This window comes from Acinetobacter sp. RUH 2624, assembly GCF_000162375.2.
Lineage (GTDB): Bacteria > Pseudomonadota > Gammaproteobacteria > Pseudomonadales > Moraxellaceae > Acinetobacter > Acinetobacter nosocomialis.
In genome coordinates this window covers 905,486-925,999 of the sequence record NZ_KI391939.1, presented here as the reverse complement: position 1 = coordinate 925,999, position 20,514 = coordinate 905,486, and the positions used below count along the sequence as shown (strand labels likewise).

The following is a 20,514-nucleotide window of genomic DNA, read 5'->3' as shown; positions in this document are numbered from 1 at the left end:
ACGTTAACTTACACTTCTACTTGTAAGTTAACATATGGATTCTGAAACTTAATCCCTTGTTTTAAATTTTCATACATTTGTGGATCAGTCCATTCAGATTGAACTTGTTCTGAGAAAACAATACCTTCAAGGTTTAGTAGTCCCATTTGTTCATTTTGAATATCTTCAAGAAAACTTTGGGCATACCCTGTATCAGTTTCATGAACAATCACTGAATAAACTTCAACATCACCTTCCCCATTTTGGGTAATGGTTGATTTTAATACTTGCTGAGCTAGATAGAAGAAAATACGAGAAAATTGCTCGGCAGATGGAGACACTGGTAAAGAAATCCAACGTGCACTAAAAGTTTTACAAGCATCGATATATTGTGGATCATCTTTTTCCCAGAAACAAATCGCATGATCAAAACTATCAAAAAGGTCCTTAATCACACCTTTTAATAGTCCAAAATCATATACCATTTGTCCATGATCTAATTTCGAAGCTTTAAGTAATAACTCGACTTTATAACTGTGCCCATGAATCGATCGCTTACAACGATCTGATGTACAGTTACGTACTACATGTGCATTTTCAAACTTAAATAACTTACGAATTAACATGTGCCAAATCGATCATTCCTTCTAAGAACATTATTATAAAGCAAAAGATAAAAACTTCGCACCACTTTTCAAATAGAAACAATTAGCAAAAAGTATGATAAGAGATGTGAAGGAATTTTGAAGATATTGATTTTTACTTTAAATATTGTCTATACAGAAATATGACCTCATCCCTTTTATTAATAAGCTTCAAGTATTACAGACTTAGGAAAAATATCAATAAATTTATTTAGTTAAATGGAACCAAACTCCTTGAGTAGACATATACTTGCTTATCTTTTCGCATTAATGCGCTAGTAAATTGGCGCTTTCTATTGTTTAGAACAACTTCAATTTGAGCTTGAAAGAAGTTAGATTTAACATCAATAAGACCACTTGCCTGCTTTTTCTTTTGACTATCAACCGCTGAAAAAGCACTCAATTGCCACAATTCATCAACATTTTGGAAGAACTTTAAATTTTGCTGTCGCGCCTGTAATTCTTTTTCGATCGCTCCAACATCTAGTTTTTCATCAATACTTGCTAAAACCAATGGTGAAGCAGTATTGATGTTTAATTTCGTATTTTCTGGCAAAGCAGAAATATATGGGGCGATCAAATCATATTTTTTCCCATCAAAGCCTCTAACTAGCTTTAACTCTTCAATACGGTGAAATTTAGTATTCGCAGCCATATAGCTAGGATCTAAGCCTTGATAATAACTACTTTCTGCTCCCATTTGTCCAGCTGGCTCATCATTTGGGTCTTGCCAATCAATCACAGCCTGACTTAGCTCAGCAGGTAAACCTACTCGCACAAGCAAACGTTCAAACCAACTTTTAGCATCTTCATTTACCATACCTTCCCCATTGGTCAAATTATTTAAGTTAAATTTCCCGGACTCATCAAGCAAACGCCCTGAGACAGAACCATCTTCTACTGGGAACGGTGGCATAGGTTGTGCCCATGTCTCTTTTAAATGATCTACTCCACCCGCATTATTTGCATCTTGAATTAATAACTCCGAAAAAAAAGCTTCTGCACTTTTTGCATAGAGCAAAGATTGATTTTGACGCATTAAATAAGCTGTATTTTCCATAGTATTATTTTGATGTTTGGCAATAGAAGCAGCTAAAATTGTAGCCAAGGCAACCATAATAAGTATTGTCAGTAAAGCGACACCCTGTTGGTGCTTATAATTTTTAAACATTATGAGCCACCTTGTGGGGAAAGCGATAAATTACTTTGATTTAAGCTATAGATCCATTCATAACTTACTCCTGCTACAGTAAGTTGAATTTTTATTCCTTTCGGTAATTTTTTCAATTCGTTAGGCTTTGTTGGATCAATATTAACCTCAGGCCACTTTGTTACCTCTTGCGGAGTCAAAACCATAATCTGATATTGGTCAACCTGACTTAGCAAGGTACTCGATAAAGGTTGCTCATTATTCGAAGTATTCAAATTTGTATATTTAAGACGATATAATTTTTTTTGGTCTGCATCATAACGATATTCAATTCGTTCAAACGGTGATAAACCTTGTTTTAAAGGATCCGTTACACCTGCTTTGCTAAAACGCAGAATTTGATTATCAATTTCTAAAGCTGGATGAAGTTGGCCACCTTGATTTGCAGATAAAGGAATAATTTGCAGACTATCACGAAGAATTTGTTGATAAGCATCTTGTAACTCAAACAAATGCACTTCATGTTCAGCATTACGGTCACGAACTTTAAGCAAGTAATCGAAAATTTTCCACCCCAATAAAGATAAGACCGCAAAGATAGCAATCGCAACTAACAATTCAACCAACGTAAATCCTAAGGCGCGAGTTAATCGAGCATTGCTCGATCGCGCCGCAAGACGAGAAACCATGTTTCGAGTGTGAGGCTCTCTAAAGCGAAGCTTTGTCTGAGCGTAAGACGAAGAGCTATGCCCAGAGTAGTCAGTCGGAATAACACCCGACTGAGCTCTAAGATGAGAAGCAATGCTTTGAATTCGAAAATTCTTATTTTTTATCATTATTTTGCTTTCACTGGATAATTAAAAAAGACCATATGAGTAATACCGTTTTGTACTTTTCCCTTATCCGGATCATATAAGCTAACTTGTACATCAATTTTTTGAACATTAGGGCTAACAGTTGATTCAGCTGATTTATAAATCTGCCAAGTCTCTCCTTGAGAAGTTACTTGCTTAGTTTGAGTGCCCTGCAGCCACTCTTGATTAATCTCCATCATAGCAATTTCATTCATAGCTACAAATTGAGCTTTAGTTCTTAAAATGGCATTAGAAGTAGACTGAGTGTACTGCATTGCCACTTTAGTTAAAGCAACAGCTGCTACTGCAAAGATTGCCAAAGCAACCATAACTTCTAAGAGGGTAAAGCCTTTAGATTTCATTTATTTTACCCAAATGATCTATTTGTATTTCTGAACCAATCGGTTTTTGCTCTAGATAAAATTGTATTTTGACGGTCTTGGCTTCTCCATTGCCAAACCAGATAAGCTGAGGTGTTTGTCCACCAACCAAATCGGTATTTTTAGCTTTAGAATAATTCTCACCATCTAAAGGCTGTACTGAAAAAGACACATGCGCAGGAAGTTGTCGTGTTTTAAATTCGTTATATTTCTGCCAGCGATTTTTTAAGTCTTGTACTTGTAAAGTGCTTTGATCGTGATATTCGTATAATTCATAAGAAAATGGTGAGACATCTGTCTCACCATGAGTTTCTAAAGCTAATACACGTGATTGGTCTAGTGATTCTTTATTAATTTTCTGTAAATCGAGTAAAAATAACTCTCTTGCCTGCATTGCCTTTTTTTGGTCTATACCACCGATATTCAATACAACAAGTGAAGTCATAATTGTCATAATCACAATGACTACCATCACCTCTATGAGGGTAAAGCCTTTTTGTGATTGAAATGATTTCAATTTCATATTGACCTATTAAGCGTATTGTTCAACTGCTTGTTTCGGTAAGGCCAACGCCTGATCAATATAAGCTACTCTCAAAGTGTCTCTTGAACCCAAATAACGCTGGTAAAAACTTGAATTCAGAATTGCCGCAGCTCCATGAGTAAGGGACCAAATTGAAGCCAAGTAATCTCGCGTAGTCATATGACTCTGGATTGATTCTAAATAATGATCAGTCATACGAATAATAATACGTAAGCGCTGTTTTCTTACTTGATACAGTTCATTAAAAAGATGATGCACACCTTGTGCTGTAATCGAAAGCTTTTCTTCAATTTGATGGAACAAAACTGTTCGTTCCGGGTGGTGCAAATGATGCAACATAAAGAAAGCCAAATGCTCTGGAAAAGCTTTCTCAGTGTCTTGGACCATTTCGAGTAACATGCGCTCATTACGAATAATCAACAACATGTACAATTCATCTTTGCTTTGAAAATGTTTGTACAAAGTACCTTTTGCCAAATCAAGCTCAGCAGCCAGCACATCAAGTGTCATTCCGGCTTCGCCATTTTCTAACAACAACTGTTCCGCAACTTGAAATATTAACGCTTCTCTTGCTCGGAACTGAGCTTGACGGTCCATCTTCACGCAATTACTCTCTTTGTATAGTTTCTATAAGTTAAATCGCTTTGAGTAAATTTTCGAAATTTTGCGAGGTGATTCTTGCAATTTCCTCAACCGATTTATCATATACCTCACTAAGTGCTTTCGCTACATAGGGTACGTATTTTGGTTCATTTGTTTTACCACGATATGGCACTGGAGCCAAATAAGGACTATCTGTTTCAATTAAAAGTCGATCTAAAGGCACTTGCTTGGCAACATCTCGTAAATCTTGAGCATTTTTAAATGAAACAATACCTGAAAAAGAAATATAGTACCCGCAATCTAATACAGCTTTTGCTGTTTCCCAGTCTTCAGTAAAACAGTGCAAAATACCATGCGTAGATTGTTCAGCTCGAATAATATCTACCGTATCATGTTTTGCTGAACGCGTATGAACAACTACTGGCTTTCTTACACTTTTAGAAGCTTGAATATGTCGAGCAAAACAAGCCTTTTGCTCATTAATAAAATCAGTGCTATGGTAATAATCTAGGCCTGTCTCACCTAAAGCCCACACTTTTTCTGATTGAGCTAACTCAGTCAGATACTCAATCGTTGCTCGGGCCATGATGTCTACATCCTCACAAGGATGCACACCAACGGTATACCCAACGTCTTCATGACGCTTTGCGATTTCAGCTAAAGCAATATGATCATCAAGGTCAACTGAAATTGCCATAAACTTAGAGACACCTTCTGCTCGCGCAGCAGCAAGGGCAAGATCTAAATCACCATTATAAGGTGTTAAATCTAACATTGTTAAATGGCAATGGGTATCAACAAACACTGTTCTTTCCTATCTGCTTACATAGTATAACTTGGACGATCTAAAGACATACTACCAGCTAAAATCCGTTCAGCCTCAGCTTTATAGTAAATGCCTTTATCACCACTTAATTGGATTGCGAAGCCTTGAGGCTTAAAACCACTTTGCTTATGTGAAATCCACACTACTTTACCAGTTAAAGGGATTTTTTGTGATTGTTCTGGTAACGTAGCTAAAATAAAAATTTCTTGCCCCATCTTCACCTTTTGCTTCGATGGCACAAATAAGCCCCCACCTTGTACGTACCCCATATAGCTTGCTTGTAAGGTTGCTCTATCAGGAATATTGACCTGAATAATTCCACCCATTTGTGGTTGCATTATAATTTCCCCTTAAACGTTCATTAATTTTATAAAAAGTTGATCTATGATGAGTTGTGTTTGTACATTTTGTTCAACTAATCTTTTAGATTGCTGCAATTCCTCATAAAGACTGAATAAGCTCTCTAAATTATAGTTTTGCGCCAATTGAACGTACTGTAAATCTATATTTTTCTGTGGTTGATTGAGCTTGACACAAATTAAATCTCCTAACAAGTATTCAAGAAGCATCATAAAATCACTAAAGTTAAGCTCTTTTTGCCATTTAACCGAATAAAATAAAGGCATGTTTTTTTGATTAACTACCTTAGTCCAGTCTTCTAAAAAGGACTGTCTTTTCGCAAACCAATCACTCGTGGCAATTTCAACTGCTTGTAAAGGCATATCATTAGAAAGACCTAACAATAATTCAGGTGGCACTGACGCAATTTCAGCCAAATGCTCATTTAGATAAGATGTTGCCTGCTCATATGAAATACGGTCTAAAGCAAAATGCTGTAAGCGACTTCGAATGGTGGCTGGTAATTTCAAATAGTGATCAGCCAACAAAATTAAAACAACACGCTCACCGGGTTCTTCTAAAGTTTTTAACAGCGCATTTGATGATGCAAGATTTAAAGCTTCGGCTGGTTCAATAACAATAACACGCCATCCTTCACCAGTTTGCTGGACAAATGGCAATAGATCTCGAATTTTTTCTATTTTAATTTTTGCATTCTGTTTTTTATTTTCTTCATCAGTCGTGATATGAACATAGTTCGGGTGCGTGTCTGATTTTAACCATTGACAGCTACTACACTCACCACAAGCCCCCTGAGGCTGTTTATTTAAACAAAGGACCCATGCTAAAAAATGCTTGGCAAAAGCATGCTTACCACAACCTTGTTTACCATAAAATAATAAGCCATGCCCAATATTAGGAAAACGTGTTGTTAACGTTTCCCACATTGTCTGTTGCCACGGATAAACCTTAGAAGTCACATTCTGATTCATTAAATTAACACTTACTCAAAAGACTCAACAGGCAAATTATTTAGACGGTCAAGATCGGCTTGGGTATCAACACCCGGCGGTAAATTTGCTTCTGCTACAGCAATAGCAATACGGTGCCCGTTTTCTAAAACACGTAATTGCTCAAGACTTTCCAACTTTTCAAGTTTACCCATGTCCCATGTAACATATTCTTGTAACAAGTTCACACGATAAGCATATAAACCTAAATGACGAAATGCTTGGGTATGTAAAGTTGGTTCAGCTTGTTTAGCACCATCTCGATCATAAGGAATAGTTGCACGACTAAAATATAAAGCTTCATTTTGATTAGACATAACCACTTTCACAATGCTATCACGCTGAAATTCATCCAATGCATGAATAGGCTCACATAATGTAGACATTGAGCAATTTGGTTTGTCAACCAGAAGCTTGGCAACCTGTTGAACAAGTTGAGCTGGTAGTAAAGGCTCGTCACCTTGTACATTTACAATAATGTCATCAGCATTCCATCCTTTAATACGAGCAACTTCGCTTAAACGATCTGTCCCCGATGGATGGTCAGCACTTGTTAAAACAACATCAACACCCTCTGCACGGCATATTTCAGCAATACGCTCGTCGTCAGTTGCTACACATAAATCATCGAAGCCTTCAACTTTCTTTGCCTGATCTACGACACGTAAAATCATAGGACGATCATGAATAAGTAACAATGGCTTACCTGGCAAACGCGAACTTGAGAAGCGTGCTGGAATAACGATGTGTTTCATTTTTTCTTCCTAAGATATTTGAATATCAAGCTTTTGCAATTGCTGATTTAAAACCTGATAGCACTCTGCAGACAAAACTGCTTTAACAGGTACGACCCAAATAGGCCGTTTAAATTCTGGATACTTTTCAAGTAAAGGTAACAACTTAACCGCATCTTTTTCAGTCGTAATGATAGGCTGATCATCATTAAATACAAGGTCATCAATAACGTAATCATGATGATCACGAAATGCATGCTCTTGAAATTGATTTACACCTAAACCTTTAAGTGTTTGGTAAAAGCGCTGAGGAAAACCAATACCCACTACTGCATGGTAATTATTTTGTGTATTGAATGATAATTCAATTGCTGAAGAAGGATTCAATAAGTAAGGATGCCCCGCTTCTAGATGCATATACATTGCTGTTGAAGGGGCAAATGTATGTTCGATTACTGTACCCGTTTTTAAACGTTCAGCAGGTTCACGCAAATAGCCTTCTGGTAATAACTTTCTATTTCCAAGTCCACGATTTTGATCAAGCACAATCCATTCTATTTGACGACCTAAAGCCCAGTGTTGTAATCCATCATCACTAATAATTAAATCTAGTTTTGTGGATGCTAATAATAACTCGATTGCAGCCTGTCTATTCGGTCCTACTGCCATAGGCACACCAGTTGACTGTACAATCAAAGCAGGCTCATCCCCTGCTTCAGCTGCCTGACTGGCCGATGTTACCAACATAGGAAAAGGACCAGCTCCACCATAACCGCGACTAATTACGCCTACTTTTACATTATGCTGTTTTAAGTAATTGACTAGTTCTATTAATAATGGAGTTTTGCCACTACCACCTACTGTAATATTGCCAATTACCATGACTGGTAGAGGTGCACTATAGGTTTTTTTTAAACCTGAATTATAAAAATAACGATACAATAAAAACCCAGCACGATACAAACATGACAACGGACGCAAAACAATCAACCAACTTGATTGCTTATTCCATGCGTTTTGTATTAGCTGGGCCAAAGACATGCTTAGTTGTCCTCAAAATTACGCTGATGTAATTGATAATAAGCACCATGCTTAGCAAGTAATTCTTGATGAGTGCCTTGCTCAACAATTTGTCCACGATCTAATACAACAATACGATCTGCATTTTCAATTGTAGATAAACGATGAGCAATCACAATCGTTGTACGGTCTTGCATCGCCTCATCAAATGCTTGCTGAATAAAATGTTCAGATTCATTATCAAGCGCACTTGTCGCTTCATCTAAAATAAGAATTGGTGCATTTTTCAAAATTGCACGAGCAATTGCTATACGTTGACGTTGACCACCAGATAAGTTTAGACCTTGTGCACCTAAAACAGTATCGTAACCATTTGGTAAGTTCATAATAAAGTCATGGGCGTAAGCAGCTTTTGCTGCTGCGATAACCTCTTCATCACTTGCATTATGTAACTGACCATAAGCGATGTTTTCACGTACAGTCCGGTTAAACAAAACAACTTGCTGATTAACCATTGCAATTTGTGTGCGCAAACTTGAAAGTTCTATATCACGTATTGGTAAGTCATCTAAATAAATTTGACCACTTGAGACTTCTTGAAAACGTACCAACATATTCACTAATGAAGTTTTACCAGCACCCGAGCGCCCTACCAATGCAACTGTCTCACCTGGGCGAATATTTAAAGAAAAGTCTTTAATCGCCTGAGTACCATCAGCATAGTTAAGCACAACATGATCAAAACGAATTGCACCTTGCAATTGAGGTTTAAGTTGACCGGTATTTTCTTCTTCAGGTAAATCTAATAATTCGAAAACTGAATGTGCTGCCGCTAAACCACGCTGCAACTTTTCATTAATGTCAGTTAAGTTTTTAACAGGTTTAGAAAGAAGTCCTGCTGCTGTAATATACGCAACAAACTCACCAGCACTGGTATTTCCTAAAATTTGTGGTCTTAAGGCTAACCATACAATAAGAGCCATTGCACAAGCCATTACAACTTGAACAACAGGACTATTTAGGTTTTGTACAATCACCATTTTTAAACCGCGTTTTAGATTCTCTTCAGACGACTTATAAAAACGCTCTTGTTCTGAGTCTTCACCAGCGAAACTTTTAACAACTGCATTACCACTAATACTTTCTTGTACGACATGGTTAACATCGCCCATAGTGTCCTGAACTTGCAGTGAAAGTTTACGCATTCTTTTTGATGCTTTGCGCACCAAAACCCCAATAATAGGTAAGAACACCATAATACAAAGGGTCAGACGCCAATTTGTATAAAACAAATAACCTAGTAGCCCCAATGTAATCATACCATCACGAACAATAGTTTTTAATGATTCAGATGAAGCAGCTGTGAGTTGCTCAACGTTATACATAATTTTAGCTGTAATATGTCCCGAAGAGTTATCGAGATAATATTGAGCCGGCAGTCTTAAAAGCTTTGCATAAACTTCTTGGCGAATACTAAAAACTAAACTACGGGAGATAACAGCAGTATAGTAGCCGCCCATAAATAGGCCTAAGCCACGGAAAAATACTAATAAAATGATTAATAAAGGGAACCAGTCTAGATCCGCTCTACTCGCATTTTGAATGGCATCAATAATAAATTTAATGAGCTTAGCAACAGAAACCTCTGTTGCTGAGTTCATACCGAATCCGATAAGAACTAATAAGGCCACGCCCCAATAAGGTTTTAAATAGGATATGAGACGCAAATAAACCTTAAAATCTTGATTCACTCAGAAAAACCTCTAGAAGGAACTTTGGTACTAATATTGATGTTAACAAAACCGAGTTGTCCTGCTACATCCATAACACGAATAACATCCTGATGAGACGCTTTTGCATCTGCAGCGATGATAAACATAAAATCACGGCGCTCTTGAGCAATTTGCTTAATTGCAGTGCTCAAATCAGCGACTTCCTTGGTAGACAATGCTTGACCATTGACAGCGTAATGACCGCTAGAGTCTACCACGACTTCAATTTTATGATCGTACTGTTTTGGTGGGACGCCTTGGGCATCTGGTAAAGTTAGATTGATGCGACTTGGCTGATTAAAAGTGGTAGATAACAATAAAAACACCAGAATGAACAATAAACAATCAATCATGGGCGTTAGATTGATATGAATGTCTTCAACTTGAGAACGTTTAAACTTCATATTGCTACCTACCCATCAACCAACACGGCGATGTTCTTGCACAACAGAAGAACGTTTATAAAACAATGATGCATGAAAGAGTGTAGATTGTTGCTCTAACTCCGCAATGTAATTTTGTACCACTCTCTGAAAATAACGATAAGAAATAAGTGCAGGAATTGCAATGAGCATTCCAACCGCTGTCGTGATCAAGGCCTTTGAAATACCAGGAATCATTAAACTTGGACTACCTGCCGAACCAAAATCAATCACGAGAAAAGACTCAATAATCCCTACAACTGTTCCAAGTAACCCAAGCAAAGGTGCTATAGCACTTAAAGTTCCCAAGAAGTTAATATTTTTTTCTAAATAAGAAATTTCTTGAGAAGCCATTGCTTCCATTTGAGCCCGAGCAAATTGCTCTCCATGCTCCTGATGCTCAAAACCAGCTTTTAGAATATTTCCTAATGCTGTACTTGAGGCATCAGTATCTTGCTCCAAATTTGTAATGATATGAGAAATATCTGCACTACCATCACTCATCAGTGCTTTAGGCAAAACTTGTGAACGTCTCAAACGTATAAAACGTTCAATACTAATAGCGACCGTTAAAATTGAACACAAAATTAAAGGCAGCATTAACCAGCCGCCCGCTTTCACAAGTTCCCACATATTTTCTTCCCCAAGAATATAAATTAGAAATATATGACCTAACTTAGAATTAATCTGGCAAACAAATATTCAAAATACCATCTAACTCATCGAGTGAATGATAATGAATAACAAGTTTCCCTTTACCTTTCTGGTTATGATCAATTTTAACATTGGCACCAAAACGTTCCGATAATTTCTGAGTTAATTGCTCAATGTCTGGTGCAACAGGAGTTTTTTCCTTTTCCTGTTTAGGTTCGTTCCAATCACGTACTAATTGCTCAGTTTGACGAACGGATAATCCCTTTTCAATGACAATTTTAGCTACTTCAAGTTGCTCTTTACCTTTTAAAGTCAAGATGGCACGAGCATGGCCCATATCAAGCTGGCCTTGTTGCATAAATTCTTTAATGTCATCAGCCAAACTCAATAGACGCAACAAGTTACTGACCGTTGTTCTCGCTTTACCTACAGTATCGGCAATTTCCTGATGACTCAAACCAAATTCATCATGAAAACGTTGTAATGCCAAGGCTTGATCAATTGGATTTAAATCTTGACGTTGAATATTCTCAATAAGTGCTAAAGCTATCGCGACCTGATCATTTAAATCACGAACAATTGCTGGAATTTCAGTTAAACCGGCAATTTGTGCTGCACGCCAACGACGCTCACCTGCAATAATTTCGTAAGGATGAGCTTCATCATCTACAGGACGGATAACAATTGGTTGCATTACCCCATGTTTTTCAATAGAGGATGCCAATTCTTGTAAATCATGTTCATGGATAAAACGACGTGGCTGATATTCACCTCGCTTCAACAAATTCACATCAATTTGCTTTAACTGACCATGATCAAGTGCTTGAGCTTCTAATTGTAATTTTTCTTTTTGAATTGAACCAAGTAATGCATCTAAACCACGCCCTTTCGCCAATCCGCGTTTTTTGATGCTCATACTTTACTTCCTTTCTTTACTTTACTTTTCTTTAACATCTCAGCTGCAAGATTTAAGTATGCAACTGCACCCTTTGAACTCTTTTCAAAATAAATCACTGGCAAACCATGCGCTGGCGCTTCGGCCAAACGAACATTACGTGGAATCACAGTGTCATAAAGTTTCTTACCAAAATACTGCTCCAACTCAGCTGATACATCGCGAGTTAAGGCATTACGTGCGTCGTACATCGTACGTAAAACACCGATAATTTCTAAATCAGGATTTAATGCTTTTTGAATACGATCGATTGTTTGGGTTAAATCAGCCAAACCTTCCAATGCATAGTACTCACATTGCATAGGAATGATTACACTATCTACGGCAGCCAAGGCATTTACCGTAATTAAACTTAAGCTAGGGGCACAGTCAACAATAATATAGTCAAAAGAATTTCTAATTTCGTTCAGAGCATTCTTTAAAATGAACTCACGACCTTCTTGTTCGGCAATTGCCAGTTCAACACCTGAAAGCTCACGGTTTGAACCCAAAACTTTATATCCAACCTCTGCCTTTTGAATTGCAGTTTCAATTGGCACTTCACCCAATAACACATCAGTGATTGAGTAAAGTAGATCATTCTTTTGAATACCAGACCCCATCGTAGCATTACCTTGTGAATCTATATCAACAAGTAATACACGTTTTTTCAATACAGCAAGTGATGCTGCAAGATTTACTGCAGTCGTTGTTTTACCAACACCACCTTTTTGGTTTGCAATCGCAATAATTTGAGCCATGGTAACCCTAATACTTTTTATTTAAATTCGTTGAAGTAAAAGTAAATGACGTTGTTCATCAAGTCTTGGTACATGCAGTTCAATCACTTTACATGAAAATTCCTGCTTAAGCTCTTCCATTTCTTCAACTGGAATCAATCCTTTCATCGCAGCAATTATACTATGCTCATGTAAATATGGACGTGCAGCCTCAACAAAATCAGTTAAAGATGCAAATGCACGACTTGTGATCACATCAAATTGACCAAGCTCATCAATTGTATCTTGATTTTCAACACGCGTTTGCACAGCTACTACGTTTTTAAGCTTAAGGTCAGCAATAAACTGTTTCAAAAAACGAATTTTCTTACCATTTGAGTCAAGCAATACACAAGAGCGCTCTGGTTGACATAAAGCAATGATCATGCCTGGCATACCACCACCAGTACCAACATCAAGCAATCGACCTGGTGGTAAATCTTTCAAAATACTTAGGCTATCTAACAAATGCTTCACTAACATCTCTTTCGGATCACGAATCGCTGTTAGATTATAAGCTTTGTTCCAAAGTACCAAAGCATCTTGATACTTTAACAATAATGTCAAAGCTTCATCGCTAAGCGACAAACCTAATTTTTGACTACCCTGTTGTAACTCTTGAAAAAATGGATGCATAAACAAATAACATCTAAGTAAAATTTAAAACAAAGTATACCCATTTATGCATCGTGGAACACTATTTAACGATTAGGGATTACGCAGTTAATCGTAGAAGCCTTCACGAATTTGCAAATCTAGCTCCATTAAACGTTCAGGCGTTCCCACATCCACCCATGCACCCTTAAGCTTTTCAGCAGATATTCTTTGATTCTGCATCGCTTGCTTCAACAATGGTGCTAACGGACGTTTACCAGGCTCCAATCCATCAAAGAGCTTAGGATTGATAACAGATACCCCACTAAAAGTGAGATTCTCGCCCTTCACATCTTGATCGAATGCAAAAGCACGTCCATCCAATAATGTAAAGTCGCCTTCAGGATGTTGTTTAGGATTATCAACCAACACAAGATGAGCTAAATCATCATTTAGCTTAATATCGCGTAGCGCTTCAAAACCCATTGTGGTCCATACATCACCATTCACTAGAATAAATGGATCTGTTCCAAGCAGTGGCAAAGCATTAATAATTCCACCAGCTGTTTCCAGCCCTTCTTCTTCTCGTGTCCAACGGATGTCCACACCAAATTGAGAACCATCACCTAAGCTACTGATGAGCTTATCAGCCAACCAGGCAGAATTGATGACTATTTCAGTCACACCAATTTTCTTAAGCTTTTCGATATGCCACACAATAAGTGGCTTACCCCCCACCTCAAGCAGAGGCTTTGGTGTATATAGCGTAAGTGGACGCATACGATTGCCCAAGCCAGCAGCAAGAATCATTGCTTTCATTATGCTGCTACCTCATAGGGGCCATATTTTTCTATAAACTTAGGCATGACTGAGTTACGAATAAACGTCATGAAGTCATCAAGCTCATGATAACCACGACTCTCTTCAATTAAATACCACATGACTCGCGGCAAGTCTTTTAAATATCCAGACTTACCATCTCGCTCAAACAGACGAACAAAAATGCCCAAAATCTTGATATGACGTTGAATTGCCATTAAATCGGCATCACGTTTAAATTGCTCAAAAGTTCGGTTTTGTTTAGCAGATGCTGGTAAAAGCTCATAGAAAACTTTAAACCATTGATAAACACGCTCAGCATTCCACTGTACATACGCATCACGTGTAATCGAGATTAAATCATAAGTGTCGGCACCAATAACCGCATCTTGAAAGTCGATTACCCCCAATTCTTCTTCATTACTAATTTTCATTAAATTACGACTATGAAAATCACGATGCACAATAACTTGCGGTTGTGCCAATGCAGCATGAGCTAAGAAATCAAATGCGTCATCAATAGTTTTCTTTTGCTCAGCCGTTGGATGAATCCCAAGTGATGGCAACATCCAATCTGTTAGCAGCTGCATTTCAGACATAAGCTTTTCATAAGAATAAGCTGGGAAATGATCAATACCATTAATTGATTGCAAATGAGTGAGCTGTTTAAAGCTTTGTTCGTAATATTGATCAACTGTTGCATCATTTAATAATGTCGACAACAGCACATCACCAAAATCTTCTAGCAATAGAAAACCTTGTGTTAAATCCTTTGCAACAATTTGAGGCACTCGAACCCCATGCCCTGCAAAAAATTCGTCAATGGTTACAAACGGAACACAGTCTTCTTTTTCAGGAGGCGCATCCATAAGCATATAAGTTTTATTTTGTAACTGGATGCGAGCATAACGGCGAAAGCTGGCATCCCCTGCTAAATAAGCGATCTGAAATTGATCATTTTCAAGAACAGATGTAAGCCATGTATGTATCAATTGTTCACGTTGTGTATTCATTTGCAATAAAATCTAAAACAAGCTGAGATTTTTGAAGGGTTAAGTGTAGCCACTTATAAACTTTTTCTCTATGATGCGACAATAATTAATTGTGAATTAGCATACTTGGTTAATGAGACAATGAAGCATCAGTTTAAATTTAATCCTTTAGCGACCGCTATTTTTACGCTCTTATGTGGCTCCATACAATCAAGTTATGCTGAGTCAGCTGGTGTTGTCTCCAACATAGACAATAATCAACTTAAGGCGAGTATTAAGGAAGCCTATCCTGGGCAGGAATTCTTTCAACAATATTATGTTGATAAATCTGCACCTGAAGCGCAGTTGCGCAATAATAAATATTTGAGTTCGGCATTTTGCCAAGGAACTTGGATTACACCGATTAATCCTGAAACTAAAGCATTAGATGCAGATAAGGCTACATCGGTTGTAACGGCGGATTATGGTCATTACAACCCTGCTGGCGATTCTGAGCTAGAAGGAAACGTAGTAATAGATCAAGAAGGTCGTACTGTACGTGCCGATAAAGTTACCATCGATAAAACTCAAACATTTGCTCATGCACAAGGTCGAGTGCAGTTAGCCCAAGGCGGCTTACTCTCTCAAAGTGATGAAATTAATTACAATTTAAAGACTCAAACTGGTGATTTAAATAATAGTTTTTATATTTCTGAACAGCAGCATGCACATGGTCACGCTGGAAAAATCGAAAGAACCTCTCCAAATGTAATGGTTCTTAATGATGCAAGCTATACCACTTGTCCACCAGGCCAAAAGCCTGCTTGGAAAATTCAGGCTAATAAAATTGAGCTAAATCAGGAAACTGGTCGAGGCGTCACTCGTAATGCAAAAATCTATGTTAAAGATGTGCCAGTTATAGCAGTTCCATACTTTAACTTCCCAATTGATGACCGTCGAACTACGGGTATTCTTAACCCACAGTTTGGTTTTTCAGGTTTCTCAAATAGTGGTGGTGGCGGTGAACTTTCTGTTCCAATTTATTTAAATCTTGCACCTAATTATGATGCAACGATTACTCCACGATATCTATCAGAACGTGGAGCTATGCTCAAAGGTGAATTTCGCTATTTAACGGATGGCTTCGGTGCAGGGGTAATATCAGGCGGTATTCTTCCATCTGATAAAGAATATAACGATAAAGACCGTAAAGATTTTAATTTCCTCCACAACTGGAATATTAATGATCAATGGTCTACTAACCTTGAATATCACTATGCATCTGATAAAGACTATTTTGCAGACTTAGACAGCAGTCCAAACTCTAAAACCGATGTAAATCTACGAAGAGCTTGGGAACTGAACTATCAACATGGTATTCCGGGTTTAAAAGCTCAGCTTAAAGTTGAAGACTTCCAGACGCTAGATCCTTCAGTTTTGGATGCGAATAAACCTTATGCCCGTTTACCACAGTTCTTATTAAACTACGTAACTGGTAATCCACAAGGTCTACAGTACGAATTTAATAACGATACTGCATACTTTAAAAAATCAATTAATGATGGTTCTGCTCAGGAAAGTAGCGGTACACGTATTTATAACCAGTTTGCAACACGTTATAACTATCGTACACCAGCAGCTTTTGTTATTCCTGAAGTTTCTGTACGTTCTATCCAGACTTTTTATGACAAAGATAGCATTGCCTCACAAGGTTTAGATGCCAGTTCAGAGTCTAAATCAGTCGTCGTACCTCAGTTTACTTTAGATACTGGTCTTACTTTTGAACGTGATGGTAAATATCTTCAAACAATTACTCCACGTGCATTTTATGCCTATGCCCCTTATAAAGATCAGAATGGTTATCCAAACTTCGATTCAACCTCTGCTTCAGTTAACTACGATCAACTCTTTAACCCTTACCGCTTCTATGGGCATGACCGCCTTGAAGACAACAATTTCTTATCACTTGGCGTAAGTTATAGCCTTTTTGATACAGTAGGTTTAGAACGTTTACGTGCAAGTGTAGGTCAAAGCTATTATTTTGAAGATCGACGTGTAACTCTACAAAATCAACCTGATACATTTGATACCGAACGCAATACAGGACCAGTTGTAAGCTTAACAAGCCAACTTAACCAGAACTTTACGATTGCAGCAAATTCAGCTTGGATGTCAAACGGCGATAACGCACAGCGTGATTTCCAAGTTTACTACACGGGTGACAAAGGCAACCTATATAACTTAGGCTACTTCTATCGTAAAGATATCCCTGGTCGCCAAGATAACTATGACCAAGTTGTTGCATCGTTTATACAACCAATTAAAGACAACTGGCGTATTATGGGTCTTGTTCAATATGACATGGACAATGATGTGGCTCGTGAGCTGTTATTAGGTGTTAACTATGAATCATGTTGCTGGGGTATCTCAGTCTACGGTCGTTCTTACTATAACGACCTAGATGATCCAAAATCTCCTAATGTTAACGAGAAACGCGCGATTATGGCTGAAGTCACACTTAAAGGTTTAGGTGGTTTAAATAACAAACTTGCATCTATACTTGAAAATCGCGTTTTAGGTTTTAACAAAATTAATCAATCTTGGACACAACGTTAATGAAGGCAAAGCATCTTAAACAGTTTTTTAAAGCAACAACCCTTGCTGTATTAATATCTTCATCAATGCATAGTTTTGCCCAACCCACTGATGAAGTTGTGGCAATTGTGGACAATAGCGTAATTTTAAAAAGTGACCTTGAACAGGGAATGGCAGAAGCCACTCACGAGTTACAGTCACAAAAAAAAGAAGTACCACCTCAACAATACTTACAATTTCAAGTTTTAGACCAACTCATCTTGCGTCAAGCTCAACTTGAACAAGTAAAACGTTATGGTATTAAACCTGATGAGAAAAGCCTAAACGAGGCAGTACTTAAAGTAGCGAGTCAATCTGGCAGTAAAAGTTTAGAAGCATTTCAACAAAAATTAGATGCGATTGCTCCAGGAACGTATGAAAATTTACGTGGCCGTATTGCTGAAGATTTAGCAATTAATCGTCTACGCCAACAGCAAGTGATGTCACGTATTAAGATTAGTGATCAAGATGTTGACAATTTCTTAAAATCACCACAGGGTCAAGCTGCTCTAGGCAATCAGGCACATGTGATCCATATGCGAATTTCTGGAGACAATCCTCAAGAAGTTCAAAGTGTAGCTAAAGAAGTTCGTTCAAAGCTGGCTCAAAGCAATGATTTAAATGCTCTCAAAAAACTTTCAACTGCAACAGTAAAAGTTGAAGGTGCAGACATGGGATTCCGTCCCCTTTCTGATATTCCGGCTGAACTCGCTGCCCGTATTACTCCCCTACAAGATGGTCAAACCACTGATCTAATTTCTGTACGAGATGGTGTACATGTTCTAAAACTCTTAGAACGCAAGCAAAATGAACAAAAAGCCTTGGTACCACAGTATCAAACACGCCATATTCTTATTCAGCCTTCCGAAGTAGTAAGTCCTGAAAATGCAAAACAAATCATTGATAGCATTTACAAGCGATTGAAGGCAGGTGAAGATTTCGCCACTCTTGCGGCAACTTATTCAAACGATACAGGTTCCGCGCGTGACGGTGGTAGTTTAGGCTGGGTTAATCCAGGAATGATGGTACCTGAGTTTGATAAAAAAATGCAGGAAATTCCTGTAGGTCAAATTAGTGAACCTTTCCAAACTCAATTTGGCTGGCATATTCTACAAGTGACAGACAAACGCGAAAAAGATATGACTCACGAATATCAAGAGCGTATGGCACGTCAAATTTTAGGTGAACGTCAATTCAATACTGAAATTGATAGCTGGTTACGTGAAGTACGTGCAAATGCTTATGTAGAGATTAAAGATCCAAGTCTCGACAAAAAGAATCTGCAAAAGTAAGTTAATTTTTATTTAATTAAAACCTGTGTTTATCACAGGTTTTTTTATGGATAAGATTTAGATAATAAAAAAACCGGTTACATAAATAACCGGTTTCCATAAATCAAACCCTATCGGGAATTATTTATAACGATCCACCATTTTCTCTAATGAAATTGGACGGATCTTGTCAGCATTACCTGCTGTACCAAAGGCTTCATAACGATCGATACAAATTTGCTTCATTGAATCGACAGTTTTAGCAAAGTACTTACGTGGATCAAATTCAGCTGGATTCTCCGCCATGAAACGACGAATTGCACCTGTTGAAGCTAAGCGTAAGTCAGTATCAATATTGATTTTACGTACACCATGTTTAATTGCTTCTACAAGCTGCTCAACTGGCACACCATAAGTCTCACCGATATTGCCGCCAAACTCATTAATTACTTTTAACCATTCTTGTGGTACAGAGCTTGAACCGTGCATTACAAGATGAGTATTTGGTAATGCCGCATGAATTTCTTTAATGCGATCAATTGCTAAAATGTCACCTGTAGGTGGACGTGTAAATTTATAAGCACCATGTGAAGTACCTACAGCAATTGCTAAGGCATCAACATTCGTGTCAGCAACGAATTGCTTCGCTTCATCAACAGAAGTTAAAAGTTGAGAATGATCGAGTACACCTTCTGCACCAACACCATCCTCTTCTCCAGCCATACCTGTCTCAAGGCTACCTAAGCAACCGATTTCGCCTTCAACAGACACGCCACAAGCATGAGCCATTGCTACGACTTGACGAGTTACATCTACGTTGTAATCGTAAGTTGTAGGGGTTTTACCATCAGCACCTAATGAACCATCCATCATCACTGAGCTAAAACCAAGTTGAATAGAGCGTTGGCATACATCAGGGCTAGTACCATGGTCTTGGTGCATTACCACTGGAATGTGCGGCCACTCTTCGATTGCAGCCAAAATAAGATGGCGTAAGAATGGAGCGCCTGCATATTTGCGAGCTCCAGCTGATGCCTGAACAATTACAGGTGAATTGGTTGCATCTGCGGCAAGCATAATTGCACGCATTTGTTCTAAGTTATTTACGTTAAATGCTGGTACGCCGTAGTTATGTTCCGCAGCGTGATCCAAGAGCTGGCGCATTGAAATGAGTGCCATAATATCCTCCCAGGTAGTGCGGCTTATTCTACCTTGTCATTTATTTCAATTCAGCAACAAATCACAGTATTTCAAAAAAAATCCCTGCATTTGCAGGGACTTTTTAACAAAAAACAACAAATTAATGAGTTTCTGAAGCAGCCGCCTCGCTAGACGCACTACCTTCAACCACATCTGTATTCTTTTCATCTAAAACTGGCTTATCAAGCGAATCAATTGTAGCTTGCTGTTCAGGAGTTACTTTATCAGAAACTGCTGTAGATGCTGCATCTTGTCCTGCTTTAGAAGACTCTTCTTTTTTCGCACAAGCAGTCAACATCACTGGAACAATTAATAAAGCAGCTAAGGTAAGTTTTAAATTCATCACTATTTTCCACAATTGGTGATTTAGTGCTCATTATT

23 protein-coding genes are annotated in these 20,514 nt (G+C 37.9%); 2 read left to right on the top strand and 21 right to left on the bottom strand.

Going from position 1 to position 20,514, the window contains the following annotated elements:
• Positions 1-8 precede the first annotated feature (8 nt).
• The 19 genes from HMPREF0014_RS11080 to HMPREF0014_RS10990 all read right to left on the bottom strand — a co-directional run bounded on the left by HMPREF0014_RS11080 (position 9) and on the right by HMPREF0014_RS10990 (position 15,070).
• Positions 9-605 carry a 6-carboxytetrahydropterin synthase gene (locus HMPREF0014_RS11080; protein ID WP_004887474.1) on the bottom strand — a complete coding sequence of 199 codons (597 nt, stop codon included), beginning with the start codon at positions 603-605 and terminating at the stop codon, positions 9-11.
• A gap of 229 nt (positions 606-834) precedes the next feature.
• Positions 835-1,794 carry a type II secretion system minor pseudopilin GspK gene (gene gspK, locus HMPREF0014_RS11075; protein ID WP_004887476.1) on the bottom strand — a complete coding sequence of 320 codons (960 nt, stop codon included), beginning with the start codon at positions 1,792-1,794 and terminating at the stop codon, positions 835-837.
• Complete coding sequence (gene gspJ, locus HMPREF0014_RS11070) at positions 1,794-2,609, bottom strand: type II secretion system minor pseudopilin GspJ (protein WP_004887477.1); 816 nt, start codon at positions 2,607-2,609, stop codon at positions 1,794-1,796. Before gspJ ends, gspK begins: the two co-directional genes overlap by 1 nt.
• A complete protein-coding gene (gspI, locus tag HMPREF0014_RS11065) occupies positions 2,609-2,989 on the bottom strand; it encodes a type II secretion system minor pseudopilin GspI (protein WP_004887479.1) in 381 nt (126 codons plus the stop codon). The genes gspJ and gspI overlap by 1 nt, the downstream gene beginning before the upstream one ends.
• On the bottom strand, positions 2,979-3,530 hold the full coding sequence (locus HMPREF0014_RS11060; protein ID WP_006580786.1) for a type II secretion system protein: 552 nt from the start codon (positions 3,528-3,530) through the stop codon (positions 2,979-2,981). The genes gspI and HMPREF0014_RS11060 overlap by 11 nt, the downstream gene beginning before the upstream one ends.
• 9 nt (positions 3,531-3,539) lie before the next feature.
• Positions 3,540-4,148, bottom strand: coding sequence for a TetR/AcrR family transcriptional regulator (locus HMPREF0014_RS11055; protein WP_000375838.1), 609 nt, complete (start codon positions 4,146-4,148; stop codon positions 3,540-3,542).
• 37 nt (positions 4,149-4,185) lie between these two features.
• Positions 4,186-4,959 carry a TatD family hydrolase gene (locus tag HMPREF0014_RS11050; RefSeq protein ID WP_006580785.1) on the bottom strand — a complete coding sequence of 258 codons (774 nt, stop codon included), beginning with the start codon at positions 4,957-4,959 and terminating at the stop codon, positions 4,186-4,188.
• A gap of 17 nt (positions 4,960-4,976) precedes the next feature.
• Positions 4,977-5,318 (bottom strand): PilZ domain-containing protein, encoded by a 342-nt coding sequence (locus HMPREF0014_RS11045; RefSeq protein WP_001183024.1) that lies wholly within the window; start codon positions 5,316-5,318, stop codon positions 4,977-4,979.
• A gap of 12 nt (positions 5,319-5,330) precedes the next feature.
• Complete coding sequence (locus HMPREF0014_RS11040) at positions 5,331-6,311, bottom strand: DNA polymerase III subunit delta' (protein WP_004887483.1); 981 nt, start codon at positions 6,309-6,311, stop codon at positions 5,331-5,333.
• An 11-nt stretch (positions 6,312-6,322) separates the two neighbouring features.
• Complete coding sequence (kdsB, locus tag HMPREF0014_RS11035; RefSeq protein ID WP_004887485.1) at positions 6,323-7,084, bottom strand: 3-deoxy-manno-octulosonate cytidylyltransferase; 762 nt, start codon at positions 7,082-7,084, stop codon at positions 6,323-6,325.
• A 9-nt stretch (positions 7,085-7,093) separates the two neighbouring features.
• A complete protein-coding gene (gene lpxK, locus HMPREF0014_RS11030) occupies positions 7,094-8,104 on the bottom strand; it encodes a tetraacyldisaccharide 4'-kinase (RefSeq protein ID WP_006580784.1) in 1,011 nt (336 codons plus the stop codon).
• A gap of 2 nt (positions 8,105-8,106) precedes the next feature.
• Positions 8,107-9,834, bottom strand: coding sequence for a lipid A export permease/ATP-binding protein MsbA (gene msbA / locus HMPREF0014_RS11025; protein WP_006580783.1), 1,728 nt, complete (start codon positions 9,832-9,834; stop codon positions 8,107-8,109).
• The gene (locus HMPREF0014_RS11020) at positions 9,831-10,259 is read right to left on the bottom strand and encodes a biopolymer transporter ExbD (protein ID WP_004887492.1); all 429 of its coding nucleotides are present in this window, start codon (positions 10,257-10,259) and stop codon (positions 9,831-9,833) included. The genes msbA and HMPREF0014_RS11020 overlap by 4 nt, the downstream gene beginning before the upstream one ends.
• A gap of 15 nt (positions 10,260-10,274) precedes the next feature.
• Positions 10,275-10,910, bottom strand: coding sequence for a MotA/TolQ/ExbB proton channel family protein (locus tag HMPREF0014_RS11015; RefSeq protein WP_004887494.1), 636 nt, complete (start codon positions 10,908-10,910; stop codon positions 10,275-10,277).
• A gap of 49 nt (positions 10,911-10,959) precedes the next feature.
• Positions 10,960-11,847, bottom strand: coding sequence for a ParB/RepB/Spo0J family partition protein (locus HMPREF0014_RS11010; RefSeq protein WP_004709129.1), 888 nt, complete (start codon positions 11,845-11,847; stop codon positions 10,960-10,962).
• A complete protein-coding gene (locus tag HMPREF0014_RS11005) occupies positions 11,844-12,626 on the bottom strand; it encodes an AAA family ATPase (RefSeq protein WP_002050124.1) in 783 nt (260 codons plus the stop codon). Before HMPREF0014_RS11005 ends, HMPREF0014_RS11010 begins: the two co-directional genes overlap by 4 nt.
• A gap of 21 nt (positions 12,627-12,647) precedes the next feature.
• Positions 12,648-13,280 (bottom strand): 16S rRNA (guanine(527)-N(7))-methyltransferase RsmG, encoded by a 633-nt coding sequence (gene rsmG / locus HMPREF0014_RS11000; protein ID WP_002050181.1) that lies wholly within the window; start codon positions 13,278-13,280, stop codon positions 12,648-12,650.
• A gap of 87 nt (positions 13,281-13,367) precedes the next feature.
• Entirely contained in the window at positions 13,368-14,057 is a 690-nt protein-coding gene (gene murU / locus HMPREF0014_RS10995) for an N-acetylmuramate alpha-1-phosphate uridylyltransferase MurU (RefSeq protein ID WP_002049766.1), read from the bottom strand.
• Positions 14,057-15,070: a phosphotransferase gene (locus HMPREF0014_RS10990; RefSeq protein ID WP_004887496.1), complete on the bottom strand. Its 1,014-nt coding sequence runs from the start codon at positions 15,068-15,070 to the stop codon at positions 14,057-14,059. Before HMPREF0014_RS10990 ends, murU begins: the two co-directional genes overlap by 1 nt.
• A gap of 120 nt (positions 15,071-15,190) precedes the next feature.
• On the opposite strand from HMPREF0014_RS10990, the gene HMPREF0014_RS10985 reads away from it, so the two are divergent.
• Together HMPREF0014_RS10985 and HMPREF0014_RS10980 are read left to right on the top strand one after the other, a co-directional pair.
• The gene (locus tag HMPREF0014_RS10985; RefSeq protein WP_004709137.1) at positions 15,191-17,644 is read left to right on the top strand and encodes an LPS-assembly protein LptD; all 2,454 of its coding nucleotides are present in this window, start codon (positions 15,191-15,193) and stop codon (positions 17,642-17,644) included.
• Entirely contained in the window at positions 17,644-18,954 is a 1,311-nt protein-coding gene (locus HMPREF0014_RS10980; RefSeq protein ID WP_004887497.1) for a peptidylprolyl isomerase, read from the top strand. Before HMPREF0014_RS10985 ends, HMPREF0014_RS10980 begins: the two co-directional genes overlap by 1 nt.
• Before the next feature lie 120 nt (positions 18,955-19,074).
• Here the strand turns inward: HMPREF0014_RS10980 and fba are convergent, their stop codons facing one another.
• Together fba and HMPREF0014_RS10970 are read right to left on the bottom strand one after the other, a co-directional pair.
• Positions 19,075-20,112: a class II fructose-bisphosphate aldolase gene (fba, locus tag HMPREF0014_RS10975; RefSeq protein ID WP_002049840.1), complete on the bottom strand. Its 1,038-nt coding sequence runs from the start codon at positions 20,110-20,112 to the stop codon at positions 19,075-19,077.
• 121 nt (positions 20,113-20,233) lie between these two features.
• On the bottom strand, positions 20,234-20,476 hold the full coding sequence (locus HMPREF0014_RS10970; protein ID WP_004887500.1) for a hypothetical protein: 243 nt from the start codon (positions 20,474-20,476) through the stop codon (positions 20,234-20,236).
• Positions 20,477-20,514 lie beyond the last annotated feature (38 nt).